This is a genomic window from Haladaptatus sp. ZSTT2, assembly GCF_037081775.1.
In the GTDB taxonomy this organism is placed as follows: domain Archaea; phylum Halobacteriota; class Halobacteria; order Halobacteriales; family Halococcaceae; genus QDMS2.
This window is the reverse complement of the sequence record NZ_JBAMHQ010000001.1, coordinates 2,049,832-2,065,683: the sequence shown is the minus strand read 5'-3', so window position 1 is coordinate 2,065,683 and position 15,852 is coordinate 2,049,832. Positions and strand designations below refer to the sequence as shown.

12 protein-coding genes are annotated in these 15,852 nt (G+C 62.0%); 9 read left to right on the top strand and 3 right to left on the bottom strand.

Annotation, left to right across the window (positions count from 1 at the left end; all coding sequences use genetic code 11):
- Positions 1 to 153: 153 nt before the first annotated feature.
- From glpA to V5N13_RS11345, 5 genes are all read left to right on the top strand, one after another.
- Positions 154 to 1,803 (top strand): anaerobic glycerol-3-phosphate dehydrogenase subunit GlpA, encoded by a 1,650-nt coding sequence (gene glpA, locus V5N13_RS11365; RefSeq protein WP_336360847.1) that lies wholly within the window; start codon positions 154 to 156, stop codon positions 1,801 to 1,803.
- A complete protein-coding gene (glpB, locus tag V5N13_RS11360; protein WP_442905070.1) occupies positions 1,800 to 3,041 on the top strand; it encodes a glycerol-3-phosphate dehydrogenase subunit GlpB in 1,242 nt (413 codons plus the stop codon). The genes glpA and glpB overlap by 4 nt, the downstream gene beginning before the upstream one ends.
- The gene (locus V5N13_RS11355) at positions 3,038 to 4,306 is read left to right on the top strand and encodes an anaerobic glycerol-3-phosphate dehydrogenase subunit C (protein ID WP_336360846.1); all 1,269 of its coding nucleotides are present in this window, start codon (positions 3,038 to 3,040) and stop codon (positions 4,304 to 4,306) included. The genes glpB and V5N13_RS11355 overlap by 4 nt, the downstream gene beginning before the upstream one ends.
- Before the next feature lie 67 nt (positions 4,307 to 4,373).
- A complete protein-coding gene (locus tag V5N13_RS11350; protein WP_336360845.1) occupies positions 4,374 to 5,228 on the top strand; it encodes a hypothetical protein in 855 nt (284 codons plus the stop codon).
- Between the two features lie 106 nt (positions 5,229 to 5,334).
- Positions 5,335 to 6,744 carry an FAD-binding oxidoreductase gene (locus tag V5N13_RS11345; protein WP_336360844.1) on the top strand — a complete coding sequence of 470 codons (1,410 nt, stop codon included), beginning with the start codon at positions 5,335 to 5,337 and terminating at the stop codon, positions 6,742 to 6,744.
- 3 nt (positions 6,745 to 6,747) lie between these two features.
- Here the strand turns inward: V5N13_RS11345 and V5N13_RS11340 are convergent, their stop codons facing one another.
- A complete protein-coding gene (locus V5N13_RS11340) occupies positions 6,748 to 8,055 on the bottom strand; it encodes a sodium-dependent transporter (RefSeq protein WP_336360843.1) in 1,308 nt (435 codons plus the stop codon).
- 240 nt (positions 8,056 to 8,295) lie between these two features.
- On the opposite strand from V5N13_RS11340, the gene V5N13_RS11335 reads away from it, so the two are divergent.
- Positions 8,296 to 9,792: an outer membrane protein assembly factor BamB family protein gene (locus V5N13_RS11335; RefSeq protein WP_336360842.1), complete on the top strand. Its 1,497-nt coding sequence runs from the start codon at positions 8,296 to 8,298 to the stop codon at positions 9,790 to 9,792.
- Positions 9,793 to 9,977: 185 nt separating this feature from the next.
- Here V5N13_RS11335 and V5N13_RS11330 read toward each other — a convergent pair whose 3' ends face one another.
- Complete coding sequence (locus tag V5N13_RS11330) at positions 9,978 to 10,583, bottom strand: TetR/AcrR family transcriptional regulator (RefSeq protein WP_336360841.1); 606 nt, start codon at positions 10,581 to 10,583, stop codon at positions 9,978 to 9,980.
- Between the two features lie 44 nt (positions 10,584 to 10,627).
- Positions 10,628 to 10,849: a hypothetical protein gene (locus V5N13_RS11325; protein ID WP_336360840.1), complete on the bottom strand. Its 222-nt coding sequence runs from the start codon at positions 10,847 to 10,849 to the stop codon at positions 10,628 to 10,630.
- Positions 10,850 to 11,012: 163 nt separating this feature from the next.
- Between V5N13_RS11325 and mutL the strand changes: the two genes are divergently transcribed.
- From mutL to V5N13_RS11310, 3 genes are all read left to right on the top strand, one after another.
- On the top strand, positions 11,013 to 13,028 hold the full coding sequence (mutL, locus tag V5N13_RS11320) for a DNA mismatch repair endonuclease MutL (RefSeq protein WP_336360839.1): 2,016 nt from the start codon (positions 11,013 to 11,015) through the stop codon (positions 13,026 to 13,028).
- 42 nt (positions 13,029 to 13,070) lie between these two features.
- Positions 13,071 to 14,453: a dihydrolipoyl dehydrogenase family protein gene (locus V5N13_RS11315; protein WP_336360838.1), complete on the top strand. Its 1,383-nt coding sequence runs from the start codon at positions 13,071 to 13,073 to the stop codon at positions 14,451 to 14,453.
- A gap of 156 nt (positions 14,454 to 14,609) precedes the next feature.
- Complete coding sequence (locus tag V5N13_RS11310; RefSeq protein WP_336360837.1) at positions 14,610 to 15,815, top strand: hypothetical protein; 1,206 nt, start codon at positions 14,610 to 14,612, stop codon at positions 15,813 to 15,815.
- Positions 15,816 to 15,852 lie beyond the last annotated feature (37 nt).

The window sequence follows — 15,852 nt, the reverse complement described above, 5'->3', positions numbered from 1 at the left end:
TAGTGACCCATTGGCCAGCCTATTGCCATAGGCTGGTCACGAACTGGCGATAAATCTTCGGGGCGAGTGACAGCTGGCCGATACGAATCGGCGCACATCCCACCAGAACGGCGAAAAACCTGAAGTCATCTCACTCGACAGGTGTACCATTGGATGGAGTCACAAACTGCGGTTCTCGTTATCGGCGGTGGTTCGACGGGCTGTGGCATCGCGCGCGACCTCGCCATGCGCGGGGTCGATGTCACCCTCGTAGAACAGGGCAACTTGACCCACGGCACGACCGGCCGGATGCACGGCTTGCTCCACAGCGGCGGGCGCTACGCCGTCTCAGACCAGAAATCCGCCCGCGAGTGTATCGAGGAAAACCGCGTCCTCCGCGACATCGCCGCCCACTGCGTCGAGGAGACGGGTGGGCTGTTCGTGAAACGGCCAGAGGACACAGAAGCGTACTTTCAAGAAAAGCTCGCCGGGTGTCGGGCCTGTGACATCCCCGCAGAGGTGCTCACGGCCGAGGAAGCCCGCGAGGTCGAACCGTATCTCGCGCCCGACATAGAGAAGGCGATTTGGGTTCCTGATGGGGCGGTTGACCCCTTCCGGCTGTGCGTCGCAAACGCCGCGAGCGCAGAGCAACACGGCGGGCGCGTCCTCACCCACGCCCCGGTCACCGACCTGGTGGTCGAAGCCGGTGAGGTCGTCGGCGCGAAAATCCGTCACGAGCGCAGTTCAGCGAAAAAAACCGAGACCATCTACGCAGACCACGTCGTGAACGCCACGGGCGCGTGGGCCGGTCGGCTTGGCGACATGGCGGGCGTGGACATTGAAGTCCGCCCCTCGAAGGGCGTCATGACCATCATGAACGTCCGGCAAGTGGACACAGTCGTCAATCGCTGTCGGCCAAAGGGCGACGCGGACATCGTCGTGCCTCACGAGACGACGTGCATTCTCGGCACCACTGACGAGGAAGTGAGCGACCCCGAAGACTATCCTGAAGAGCAATGGGAGGTCGATTTGGTCATCGACGAACTAACCAAACTCGTCCCGATTCTCGGCGAGGCGCGGACGATTCGCTCGTTTTGGGGCGTTCGCCCGTTGTACGAACCGCCGGAAGTCGGGAGCGACGACCCGACCGATATCACGCGCGATTTCTTCCTCTTAGACCACGCAGAGCGCGACGGCCTGCCCGGCATGACGAGCATCGTCGGCGGGAAGTTCACGACCTACCGGATGATGGCCGAGTCCATCACCGACCACGTCTGTGAGAAACTCGGCGTCCGCGCCGCCTGTGAGACGGCGGACGTGCCCCTCCCCGGAAGCGAGGATTTCTCCGTGCTCCGCGACTACATGGACGAGTTCGGGCTTCGCTCGCCGGTTGGCCGCCGGTCGGTCCAACGCCTCGGGTCGCGGGCCGACGACGTGCTCTCAACCGACGTGCCGAATCCCGTGCTCTGTGAGTGTGAGGCCGTCACCCGAGCCGAGGTGCAAGACGCACTCTCTGCGGTGGGCACTGACCTGAACGCCCTCCGCATCCGCACGCGGGCGTCGATGGGCAACTGTCAGGGCGGGTTTTGCTGTCACCGACTGGCGAGCGAACTGCACCCCGACCACGACGAGGAAGTCGCCCGCGGCGCACTCGATGAGCTGTATCAAGAGCGCTGGAAGGGCGAACGACATGCGCTCTGGGGCGAACAGCTTTCGCAGGCCGCGCTGAACCACGCGCTCCACGCGGCGACGCTGAACCGCGACGGCGACCCGGCGAAAACAGGGACACCAAACTGGGACGCCTTCGACGGGGGCAAGCCGTGATAGAAAGCGACGTCCTCGTCATCGGCGGCGGCCTCGCCGGAGCGACATCCGCGCTGGCCGCCGCCCGCGAGGGCGCATCGGTGCGCCTCGTCTCGCACAAAGAATCGACGCTCCGCCACGCGTCGGGCCTTATTGACATACTTGGCTATCACGACGGCGACCTGCTCGCAGACCCCTTTGCCGCGCTCGATGACTTGCCGGAGGGCCACCCCTACGAGCGCGTTGGCGAGAGGGCACTCAGAGAGGGGCTGGCGCTGTTCGACGAGGTGACGGGCGACCTGTACGCGGGCGACCACACCGAGAAAAACGCGCTCGTCCCGACCACCGGCGGGACGGTGAAACCGACCGCACGATACCCGAACAGCGTGGCCCCGGGGCTTGCGAGCGACACCAGCGAAATGCTCCTCGTCGGCTTCGAGACGCTCACCGATTTCGGCGCGCCACTCGCTGCCGCCCACCTTGAAAACGCGGGCGTCCCCTTTTCGGTTCGTGGCATCACCGCCCGCTTCCCGATGCTTCGAGCCGACGCGAAGGTGACGCGCTACGCGAAAGTGCTCGACACCGACGAGACGGGCATTCGCGGCCAACTTGTCAAGGCCATCGAACCCCACGTCGGCGACGCAGAACGAGTTGGCTTCCCGGCGGTGCTCGGCCACGACCATCCCCAACGCGTGCGCGAGGAACTCGCAGATGAACTCGGTGTGGACGTGTTCGAAGTGCCCGGCGGCCCGCCCTCGTTGCCCGGCATTCGCCTCGAAGCCGCGCTGTTCGACGCCCTTCGCGAGGCGGGAGTCGCCGTCGAAACGGGTAACCCTGTAGTTGGGTTCGAAGCAGCCGAAGGGTACATCGACCACGTCGAAGTCGAGCGCACCCACCAGCACATTCCCTACTACGCTGAGGAGTTCGTGCTGGCGACGGGCGGCCTCGTCGGGAAGGGACTCACTTCCTCGCGTGCAGGCGTGCGCGAACCGGTGTTTTCGTTACCCATCTCGCAGCCCGAAGACCGCTACGATTGGTTCGAAGACGAAGCGTTTGGCAACCACGCCTTCGCTCGGTTTGGCGTGGACGTGGATACGGAACTGCAGCCCTGCGACGAGACGGGTGCGGTGGCGTACGAGAATCTCCGTGCGGCCGGGGGCGTCCTCGGCGGTGCGGACTTTGCAGTGGAGAAATCAGGCAGCGGCAGCTCGCTTGCGACCGGTTGGGCTGCCGGACGCGGCGCAGGAGCAGACCTATGAGTGATTCAGAAAAGTTCCCCATCGACGTGTTTCCCGAGGCGGAGGAGATGGACCTCCGGCCCGGGGCGGACAGTTGCTATAAGTGCTCGACCTGCGACACCTCGTGTCCGGTCGCAGAAGTTGACGACGACTTCCCCGGCCCGAAATTTCAGGGGCCAGAGCAGTGGCGGCTCAAACGCAAAGACGACGTGAGCGTTGACGAATCGGTGATGAAGTGCTCGAACTGTATGCGCTGTGACGGGGCGTGTCCCTCCGAAGTGCCCCTCTCGCAGATGCACAACACCGCTCGCGGCGAGTACGTCACAGAGGAGATGTCGATGTTAAGCCGCGAATACTGGCGCAATCGCATCCTCGCAAACTACGGGACGCTCGCTCGCGTTGGCTCGAAAGTCCCGCGACTCACCAACTTCGTCATGGGCAATTCGGTGGTTCAACAGCTAAACGAGAAATTCCTCGGCATCACCGCAGAGCGTGAGTTCCCCGAATTTGCGACCGAGACGTTCGTGGACTGGTTTGAGGAGCGAGGCGGTGCAAAGATTCAGTCAGACGAAAAGCGCGTCGCCTACTTCCACGGCGATTACGCGAACTACAACACCCCGGAGGTGGCGAAGGCGCTCGTCCGCGTGTTCGAACACTACGGCTACGAAGTCGCCGTCCCCGACCAGCGGTGTTCGGGGACGCCGATGTTTGCAAACGGGATGCTCGACGACGCCCGGCGGGCGGCGAAGTTCAACGTCGAAACCTTCCACGACCTCGTGTCTGCGGGCTACGACATCGTCTGTTCGTGTACGTCGTGTTCGATGGCGCTGCGCCAAGAGTACCCTGAGTTGTTCAGCTTCGAGGGAACCGCTGAAGTCGCCGCCCACACCTACGAGGCGCTCGAATACCTCCGCATCTACGAAGACGTGGAAGGTGACCTGAAGGGGTCGAAACCGGACTTTCCCGACCTCGCCTATCACGCGCCGTGTCACGCCCGCAATCAGGGCTTAGACGGGCAGGCGGTGAACCTGTTTGCAGACTTAGACGGCGTCTCCGTCACGGACGTTGGCGATTCGTGTTCCGGCATCTCCGGAACCTACGGCTGGAAGGAGGAAAATTACGATACGTCAATGAAGATCGGCGAGGAGATGTTCGAGCACATGGACGACGCACCGGGGGAAACCGGCCTCACCGAGTGTCCGACCTGTGCGATGCAGATGGGCCACGGTTCTGGCTACGAGATTCGCCATCCGCTCGAAGTCGTCGAATCGGCGCTCGTGGAGTAGGCGAGCGCGGTCAGCGTGCAATTTAAAGACAAATATTTAACAAGTGTCGGCGGGAACAGCAGGAGCGATGCCCTCCTTTGGAACCCGTGTCATGGCTGGCTTGGGACGTGCACAGAAACACCTCTTGTTGGCGCTCGTCCCGCTCACTATGGCGTTGATGGAGATAGAGAAGATTCAGCAAATCGTTGCGCATCACGGCATGCACGTCAGTTTCAGAGTCAGTTTCCCCTCGGGCGTCATCACCCTCTGGACGTTCGTCGAAGGCCCCACGCAAGGACTTACCGTCGATTCGATAGCGCCGACGGTTAGCCCCATGGCCCTCGTGTTGCCTGGCTACATCGTGATACAAGCCGCCTTGACAGCCGGATACTTCGGTAGTCTCGCAGACGCGCTCGAAACAGGAGCGTACGACTTTTTCGCAAACGTCCGGCGGTACTTCGTCCAATTTCTCGTCTACACACTGCTTCCAATGGTTCTCATCGCGCCGCTCCTCGTATTCGATGGGCAACCGCTCAGTTCGTCGCTCACACTCTTCTTTGTGCTCTTCATCCCCATCTTTTTCGCCCTCACCTACCTCTTCTACGCGACGCCCTATCTCGTCGTGCTCCGGGAGACGGACATCATCTCTGCCGCCAAAGGAGCGTACGGACTCGCGCTCGACGGCGGCGCATTCTGGCGGTACACGCTGGGGTTCGTCGCGTTGTCGCTCCTCGCCTCCGCGTTCATTTCAGCGTTCGTCGTCAACCTCGGACTCGGTGGCATCATCTTCGGCGTCCTAATCCTCTCACCCGTGGGACTTGGGCTGAATTTCGCCACCATGCACCTCATCGCAGACATCGACCCACACTCTCCCTCGTATGGCTCGTGGGACGCTGCTGACGCCGGAGCGCGTTCGAAATCGGCAGACACGAATCCGAACTGAGCCGGGATCGCGTCTCGACTATTCAGCGACGGCGGACAGTCCGCCAAAATATCAGTTTGCATACTATTTCATTCTCTTCCCTCGCGTAGTCAGTAGGGGTGATAGCATGGCACTTACAGAGCGGCAGCCGTTTCCACTGGAGGCCGTAGATGAGTTACGAGGACTCGTCAGGGGAGGTGTTCTCCTGCCCGGGGAGACCGGGTACGACGATGCCCGCCGGATATGGAACGGGCTAATAGACTGCTATCCAGCGATTATTCTCAGAGCCCGCGGCGCAAACGACGTGATGCAGGGGGTTCGCTTCGCGCGCGAGTACGACCTCGAAATCGCCGTCAAAGGCGGCGGGCACAACGTCTCGGGGAGTGCGGTGTGCGACGGGGGACTGGTACTCGACTGCGCTGAGATGCAGTCGGTCAGAATCGACCCCGTGGCGAAAACTGCGCGCGTCGAACCCGGCGCGGTGCTCCACGACTTCGACGTCGAAGCGCAAGCCTACGGGCTGGTAACCCCCCTCGGGTTCATCTCGACTACGGGTGTCGCTGGACTCACGCTCGGGGGCGGTTTTGGCTACCTTTCGCGAAAGTGGGGGCTCACCGTAGACAATCTGCGATCGGTTGACCTCGTGACGGCCACTGGCGAACTCGTCCACGCGAGCGAAACCGAGAACCCAGCTCTGTTCTGGGCGATTCGCGGGGGTGGGGGCAACTTCGGCGTCGTGACCTCGTTCGAGTTCAGCCTCCACAAACTCGCCGGGCCGGTGCTCTGTGGGCCGATAATGTACGACCTGAAAGACGCCCCTGCAGTGGTGCGCGACGTGGTGGCGTTCATGGCGGACGCCCCCGACGAGGTGTCGTGTCTGGTCGGCCTGCGAAACGCGCCACCGGCACCCTTCTTGCCGCTTGCGTGGCACGGCAAGCCGGTGTTGGCCGTCACGCCGATTTACGTGGGCGATCCCGATACGGGGGAAGCCGCACTCGCCCCGTTGCGGGCGATTGGCGACCCAATCGTCGACGCGGTTGCGCCGCGACCGTACACCGTGTTCCAGTCGCTGTTCGACGCCGCTGGCCTGCCGGGCGTGCGTAACTACTGGCAGTCACACTACTTCGAGGAACTCACGGAGGAAGCCATCGACAGCATCTGTGCGCACGCAGCGCGCATTTCGACCCCCGAGAGCACCATCGGACTGCTCACGCTCGGCGGTGCCGTGGCTGACGTGCCTGCCGATGCGACGTCGTATCCACACCGCGAGGCGGCGTGGGTGGTGAACATCCAATCGCGGTGGAACGACCCCGAAACGGACGAGGCGCAGATGGACTGGGCGCGGTCGCTCTCTCTTGCCCTCGAACCTCACGCGACCGGCGGCGTCTACGTCAACTTCATCAGCGAACGCGATGACGAAACGCAGGTGCGCGCCGCCTACGGCGCAGACACTTACGACCGACTGGTCGACGTGAAGACAACGTGGGACCCAGACAACGTGTTCCACCTGAATCAGAATATCCCGCCTCGAACGTGACCGCTACAGGCTGCCGAAGAACTCGGTGAAACTCAACACGAGCGTCATGAGGACGGCGGCGAGCAGGCTGATTCTGACGTGCCAGAGCCAGAGGACGGGAAGGCGCTCTTTCGTGCCGCGGCTGAGTTCGACGATGGCCTCGCGGCCGTACACCCAACCAACGTAGAGGGTGGCGAGGAACACGCCGAGTGGGAGGAGCACGGAGCTGGCGATGCTGTCGTAGGTGCCGAGCGTGCCCGTGTTAAGCGCCGTTGGGATGCCAATGAGGAAGCTCGCAAACCCGAGTCCCGCAGACAACACCCGCCGGTCTACGTCGTAGTTGTCCACGAAGTAGGAGACGACGACTTCGAGCAAGCTGATGGCAGAAGAGATGGCCGCGATGAGCACGACGGCGTAGAACAGTGCGCCGAGCAGGTTGCCTGCAGGCAGCGATTCGAACGCGGTGGCGACGCTGATGAAAATCGCGCCGGGACCGGGGTCGCCGGGGTCGATGCCCTGCGCGAACAGAAGCGGGAACACGACGAGCCCGGCGAGGACGCCGATGAAGGTGTTCACCGTGACGATGGCGAGGCCGTCGGTAACGAGGCTCTCGTCGCCGTCAATGTACGACGAGTAGGTGATCATCGCACCCATCCCGAGCGAGAGGGTGAACAGCACTTCACCGACCGCCGCAGGAACGATAGACTGCCAGTTCGCCGCGAGGTGGCCAAAGTCGGGCTGGAGGAAGAATTCGTAGCCCGCACCCGCGCCGGGGAGGGTGGCCGCCCAAATTGCAAGCCCGACCATCATCAACACGACGGATGGAACCATGACGCGATTCCCGAGTTCGATGCCGCGTTCGACGCCGAGCGCGACGATGCCGATGACGATGGCGAGAAACAGTCCGGCGAAGGCGAGTGCGTCGTAGCCTGCTGCCACCGCACCGAAGTAGCCCGATGGATCTGTGAAGTACGCACCCGTGAGGCTCCCGACCAGATAGCGAATCACCCAGCCGCCGACGACCGAGTAGTACGATAAAATCCAGAAACCGGTGAACAGGGCGAGTGCGCCCGCGAGTTTCCACGCCCGGTGGCCGTCCAAGCCGTAGGCGTCGACCACGTTCTTGCGCGCCCGGCGACCGATGGAGAACTCGACCAGCATCGCCGGAAGGCCGATAGCGAGGATGGCGATGATGTCTACGAGGAGGAAGGCCGCGCCGCCGTTTGCGGCCGCCTCGTAGGGGAATCGCCAGATGTTCCCAAGCCCGACCGCGCTGCCGACGGCCGCGAGAATGAATCCGAGTCGTGACTTCCATTGCTCTCGTTCTGCCATTGCTGCCTGCTACTCGGCAAATATTGCTTATAGCAATTTTGGCCAAGGGATTGACAATCATGATGAATGTCACACAGTAGCACAGAACACAGTCGATACCGACGATACGATGGGCGAAGTTGGTATTAGTTCACACGGTTTTCCCAGTTCGACCGCGAAGAACTACCAGCACGCATAGTGTTAGCGAGGCCACAAGACTGTTACCCGGCTATTCTGAATTCGATTTCGAGGAACCCTCCAATGTCGAATCACAGCCGCCGCGACGTACTCAAAGCCGCGGGAATCGCAACCGGAATCGGGCTTTCTGGATATGGACTTTCGACCGTTGAAAATGGAACCGTCAGAGCCGCGGAAGCCGGCACATCTGGAACTTGGCCGATGGCTCGAAACAACGCACAGGGAACGAGATTCAACGACGGTGCAGTCAGTCCGGTCACGGAGTTAGAAACCGTTTGGACGTGGAACGGCGATGAGCAGGGTCTCGAAGCGCCACCGATTGTTGACGACGACACGGTGTACGTCGTCGAAGTCATCGATGACATGGATAGCGGTGTGACGCAGTTGCGCGCGCTCGATGCCGACGACGGTACGGAACGGTGGAGCTACGAATCGACGTTCAGCCGCGGCCCGCCAGCCGTCGCGGGCGACCTCGTGTATCATCAAACCGACACGCTCGCCGCGCTCGATAAAGCCGATGGGAGCGTCAGGTGGGAAGCGCCAGTCTACCTCGGCAACGACCCGATTCTCGACGGCGAAACGCTGTACGTAGATGGGTACGACACTGAGATGGAGACGAACGTCCTTCGCGCCTACGACCGGCGCAGTGGTGACGTGCAGTGGGAAATCGAAACCGAATACCAACCCAACACAACGCTGGTCGTCTCGAATGACACCCTCTACGTCCCGTGGGAGGACGGCCTGCGTGTGCACGATGGGGCGACTGGAGACGAACAGACCCTCATCGACCAGTACGGTGCTATCGATACAGTCGCAGTGTATGAGGGAAGCCTATTCCTCAACTCGGACAACGGACTCGTCGCCCTTGACGAAGCCAACCGCGAAGAACGCTGGACGCTCCCGGGCGAATACTTCGAAGCCATCGGCGAAGGACTCGTTTTCGGAAACCGCGAGGCAGACATCACTGCCTACGATGCGGAAACCGGTGAGGAGGTATGGGCGTTCGAGGGGATTTCTCGCAATGAGGGCGGTGAACCGACGGTTGCGAACGGCGCCGTCTATCTCACCGGTATGTATCCAAACGGTGGCCCCGACAATCTCCTGCTCTTAGTCCTCGAAGCGACCACCGGAACCGTCTACTCGAAAACGCCGGTCGGGAACCGAGAGGCGTTCGCCACCAGTGCAATCCCCGTCGATGACCGCGTCTACTTCGGTGAACACCACATCGGCTGGTCAGTTCGCGGTGGAAAAGACCTCTACGTGCTCGAAGGTCCCGCGGCGGAGAACATGCATGCTATCGAAATCGACAGCACGCCTAACCTCGACTCGACGGACTTCGACGAAGGCGATTCAGTCACGCTCGACGCCTCTGGGTCGGTTGACCCGAACGGCGAGATTGTGAAATTCGAATGGGACACCACCGGCGACGGCGAGTTCAATAGAAGCGGGCCGAAAATCGAGATGGACCTCTCCTACTGTGGCTACCAAGACGTGACCGTCCGTACCACCGACAACGACGGCGATTCGTTCACGAAGACTATTCGTATCTCTACGAAGTAATCCATCGTCACTGATGATTTTTCTAGCGTGACCGGGACGAAGAAACAACAAAAACAACAATTCTGAATGAACAGTCATTCAATACTGGGGCTGGCCACGCGTCATCTGCAGCGCTGAAAGCAACTGAAGGCAAGCCGAGTTCACTCGCAACCGCCAACTGACGCAGAAAGGTGAGAGCAGCCCGGTTAGTCTTGAAGGAGTTGGCTGTCGATGTACTCGTTCAACGCAGCCATCGTGGCATCTAACGCCTCTTCGTCCCCGGTGACGCGTTGGGTCATCGTGCCGATGAACATCGTCTGGAGGAGTGCGGCCGTCTCGTTCGCATCGACGTCTTGAAACACGCCTTGTTCGATACCGGAGCGAATGGTGTGGGCGATGTGTTTTCTGAAAAACTGGTCGCTTCGGGTGAAGTGCTCGCGGTAGGCGTCGTCGTGGGCGGCCTGCGCTCGCAGTTCGACCATCGCCCGCGAGAACGCCCCCTCTCCGTCCTCACCAGTTGGTGCGAACATGCGCTCGACAATCGCCCGGAGGTGGTCGCCCGCCCCGCCGTTTGCGTGGACGGGAAGCTGTTCGTCGAGGCTGTCGAGCATGAATGAGAGAAAGTCGAGCAACAGCTCGTCTTTGCTGTCGTAGTGGTGATAGAGCAGCGACTTGCTCTTCGAGAACTCGTCACCGATGCGCTGGATAGTGAGGTCTGCGTACCCGTGGGTACAGAGTGCGCGGTAGGTCGCGAGCATGATCGCCTCCCGGGTGTCCGCCGGGTCGATAGCGAACGGTGGCGTGTGGGTCATAGTTACTGAAATCGATGGTGGATAGTGATTCTTTCTTCGTGGCGTCAGTCGGCATCGCCATGGGCGAACGCACCCGACTGGCGCCAGAGTGAGAGACAAGTCTGACACCACTCGCGGTGGGCAGGCGGGTAGACCGAAAGCGGCTTTTCCGAAAAGTCGCCGGACATCGCACAGCGTGGGCCGCCATCGGCCGTGAGGTGGAGTCGGCCGCCACTCTTGCCGACCAGGACGGTCGTGGTCTCATCCACCGAGGGAGTTTGCCCCATGCAAAGAGAGTAGACACACCATCTAATAAAGCTGATTGAATGTTCAGTCAGAGGCGGTGCGACCAACACCGGATTGATAGGGTGGTATCGCGTCGATGTGGACAATGACCGACTGTCTCTGTACGCGGCGCGTTCGAACAGTCACCACACAGCCGGAGGGACGATGAGCGACCGGCCCGCCATCCGCCAGCTCGACGCGACCACCATCGAGCGAATCGCGGCGGGCGAGGTTGTCGAACGCCCGGCGTCCGTGGTGAAAGAACTGGTCGAAAACAGCATCGACGCAGACGCCACGCGCATCACCGTCGCCGTCGAACGCGGTGGCAAAGATGGCATCAAAATCACCGACGACGGCGTTGGAATGAGCCGCGACGACGTGGAACTGGCAATTCAAAAACACACCACGAGCAAGATTCGAGACGTTTCTGACCTCGAAGCTGGCATCGGCACGCTCGGCTTTCGCGGCGAGGCACTCCACGTCATCGGCGCGGTCTCGCGGCTTTCCATCCGCACGAAACCGCGCGGTGGCGACACCGGCACGGAACTGCGCTACGAAGGCGGGAGCGTCGAGCACGTAAAGCCCGCCGGGTGTCCGGCCGGGACGACCATCGAAGTCGAAGACCTCTTTTTCAACACGCCCGCTCGAAAGAAGTACCTTAAACAAGACGGGACGGAGTTCGCCCACGTGAACGCCGTCGTCACCCAGTACGCCCTCGCCAACCCCGACATCGCGGTGACGCTCACCCACAACGACCGGGAGGTGTTTTCGACCACCGGGCAAGGGTCGCTCGAAGCAACAATTCTCTCGGTGTACGGCCGCGAGGTGGCGTCGTCGATGATGGCGGTCGAACAGGTGCCGCCCGGCCCACTCGCAGACCTCTCAGGCGTCGTAAGCCACCCCGAAACCACCCGGAGCAGTTCTGAGTACGTCTCGACCTACGTCAACGGCCGGTACGTTACCTCGAAACCCGTCCGCAACGCGGTGGTCGAAGCCTACGGCTCGCAGATTGCCCCCGACCGCTACCCGTTCGCGGTACTGTTTCTCGACGTTCCCGCAGACACCGTGGACGTGAATGTCCACCCACGAAAGATGGAGGTGCGATTCGGTGACGACGCGGCGGTTCACGACCAGGTGAAACACGCCGTCGAAGGTGTGCTCATGCGCGAAGGGTTGGTCAGAACGTCGGCCCCACGCGGTCGCTCAGCACCCGAACAGACCGAAATCGTACCCGAGACTGAGCGTGAGGAAGCAACAGAGGAGGCTGCGGCCGACGCAACCGATGAACCGAGCACGTCTATTTCGCATCCCGCAACCCGCAGACGCACTCGGCGGCATTCTGACTCGCGCCCCGAACGACGGCGACGGTCGCGGCCTGCGGCGGCGTCACGACCGTCGGCCGAGCAGCCATCCGAAAGTGAGGAAGTCGCGAATCAGCCACAGCCCACGCCGGAAACAGCGCAGGGAAAAACACAACACAAAAACCCGGAACCACGCCGAAAATTCCGCTCCCAACCCGAACAGCAGACGCTGACCGGCGAGCCGACGAGCGAGGAAACCGGATACGACCGGTTGCCGTCGTTGCGGGTGCTTGGCCAGATCTCTGATACCTACATCGTCGCGGAGACGCCGGACGGGATGGTGCTCGTAGATCAGCATGCAGCCGACGAGCGCGTGAACTACGAACGTCTCAAACAGCAGTTTTTGGGCGACGTGCCCGCCCAAGAACTCGCTACGCCCGTCGCGCTCGAACTCACCGCTCGCGAGGCTGAGTTGTTCTCAGCGTACCGTGAAGCACTTGCAGAACTCGGGTTCGAGGCGACGCTCGAAGCAGAGCGCATGGTCGAACTGACCGCGGTTCCGGCGGTGGTGGCGGGGGCCGCAGACCCGGCGTTGCTCCGGGATGTGCTCTCCGAGTTCGTCTCCGCTGAGCGCCCCGCGGAGACGGTCGATGCCGTTCGCGAACATCTCCTCGGAGACTTGGCGTGCTATCCGTCGATTACCGGCAACACGTCGCTCACCGAAGGGTCGGTGGTTGACCTGCTCGCCGCGCTCGATGCGTGTGAGAATCCCTACGCCTGCCCTCACGGCCGTCCGGTCATCATCGAGTTTTCGCGCGAGGAAATCGAATCGCGCTTCGAGCGCGACTACCCGGGGCACGCGGGTCGGCGCGCCGAGTGAACGGGCCAAACGACTAACCGAGTCGCTTGCCTCGGGTAGGACATGACGCACGTCGCAATCATCGGCGCGTACGGGAGCGCCGGGGTCGCCGTCGCCCAGTCGCTCGCAGACGAGGCTGTAGACCTCACGCTCGTAGACGACGGCGAGCCGGGCGGCGGCCTCTGTATTCTCCGTGGCTGTATGCCCTCGAAGGAAGTGCTGTCTGCGGCTGCCCACCGCTTTCAAGCTCGCCACGACGACCGGCTTTCCGGCGTCCCCGAAGTGAACCTCGACCGAGTGGTCGAAACCAAAGACGTGCACATCTCGAACTTCGCCAAACACCGTCGAGAGGCCGTCCACCGGCTTGCGAAACGAGAGAACGTCGAGTTCATTCACGACACCGCAACCCTCCTCGGAGACCGCGTGGTCGAAGTCGGTGACAGAACCATCGAACCGGACTACCTCGTAATTGCCACTGGTTCGACCGTCAACGTGCCCGATATCGAGGGGATAGACGAGGTTGACTTTTGGACGAGCGACGACGTGCTCGATACACCCTCGCTCCCCGATTCGGGAATCGTGATGGGCTTTGGCGTCATCGGCCTCGAACTCGCGCCGTATCTGAGCGAGTGTGGCGTCTCGGTTACGGTCATCGAGCACGACGCCCGCCCGCTCGACGACGCGCCAGCCGAGTACGGCGACTGGATTCTCGATCTCTACCGCAACCAGTTCGACATCGAGATTCTGACGCACACCCACGAGCAGTCGGTCGAACAGACGGCCGAGGGCGTTCGGCTGACCGTCGAACGCGACGGTGAGGAGGAAATTATCGAGGCCGACGACCTGTTCGTGTTCACGGGACGGCGTCCGAACGTGGATGGTCTCGGGCTCGAAAACACCAGTCTCACGGTCGAACGCGGGTGGGTGAGCGAGACGATGCAAGCTGTTGAAGACGAGCGAACCTACGTCGTGGGCGACGCGAACGACAAAGAGCCGCTGTTGCACGTCGCCAAAGAACAGGGGTTCAAAGCCGCAGAAAACATCCTCGCAGACCGCGCGGGCGAGCCGGTCGAAGCGTACGAAAACTACCGCCACCTCGTCGTGTTCTCGGGGCTCGGCGTGTATCCCTACGCTCGGGTGGGCCACACCGAAAAATCGGCGCGCGAGGCGGGCTTCGACCCCATCACCGTCACCCGCGAGGCGTCGAGCGACGGCGTGTTCAAGACAAAAAATCACCCGGAAGGAACCGCCTCACTCGTTTGCGCGCGCGATGGCACCGTCCTCGGGTATCAGGGACTGCACTACCACGCGGACGTGATGGCGAAGACGATGCAAGTCGTCGTGGCGAACGAGATGGACGTACGCACGCTTCCCGACCGGGCGTACCACCCGACAACGCCGGAGATTCTCGATGGGCTGTTTCGCGCGGCAAAAGACGACCTATAGCGGCGTCAGACACCTCTTTGCGGTCAAACAGGTGGCCGGAAAATGGGATTTTCAACAGCCTCCGTTTGCGCAAAGATTCAGCCGACTGCACCCGTATCGGACACGGATGCGACAGTATAACAGAGATTTATAGTCTTCGGACATGAAGGGTACCCTATGAGAATTCGTGCGTTAATCGTCGCCCTCGTCATGCTTTTCTCAATTGTCGCAGGGCCAGTCGCCGCACAAGAAACCGTGACACTCACCGTAAGCGTCGTGGATGACTCGGGCAACGCCGTCGGCGGGGCGGAACTCACCGCGTCGTGGGACGGGGGAGAGACCACACGAACCACCGCCGGGAACGGCAAAGCGTTCCTCGACGTTCCCGAAGACGAGACCGTCACCGTCACCGTGTCGCACCCCGATTTTATCCGTAATCGTCCATTCGTCATCGAAGACGTGAGCGAACAGGAAGTCACCATCAACGTGGCGAAAAAAGGGTCTGCTGACATCAGCGTCATAGACGAAAACGGCCCCGTAGAGGGCGCGCGCGTCATCCTGTCGCAAAACGGCCGTGAGGTCGTCCGTGCGAACACCGACAGCGACGGGCTGGTCGAGACGGACACCATCGAACGCGGCGAGTACCGCATCAGCGTGTTCAAAGCGGGCTACTACACCGGCGGCGGGCCGCTTTCGGTGACCGGCGACATCAACCGCGAGTACGAACTCGAACGCGGTTCGGTGACCGTCCAGTTCGTCGTGGCAGACGACCACTTCGACCCGGCGCGCCCCATTGAGGATGCGCGCGTGACGGTCGGCGGCTCGACGGTCACGACGCTTGGAAACGGCGAGGCCACCCTACAGATTCCCGTGAACACGGCCATCAGCGCAACCGTTACCAAGGACGGCTACACAGAACGCACGGTCGATGTGACCATCCCCGAGCGCTCGCGGACGTACGACGTGAACATCAGACGCGAACCGTCGCTCCACGTCGAAGCCGCACAGAGCCGCATCGTCGTCGGTGAAAACGTGCGCCTCGAAGTCACCGACGAGTACGGCGACCTCGTCTCAGGGGCCACCATCACCCTCGATGGCGAAGCCGTCGGCGAGACGAACGAGCAAGGCGTGCTCGTGACGGCCATCGAAAGTGCGGGCGACCACGAACTGGTGGCGACGACCGACGGCCTCGAATCGGACCCAATCACCGTCGAAGGTATCGAAGCCAGCGAGCAGACGACGACGGCGCAGACGACGACCGAACAGATGACGACCGAGACCACAGAACAGACGACCACGAACGTCGGCCTACCGGGATTCACGGTGCTCACGGCCGTGCTCTCGGTGCTCGTGGTGTCGTTCCTGCTCCGCCGGCGCGTCTGACCTGTCTCAGAAGCTAGCTTTAGGACGTCCCGGCCCG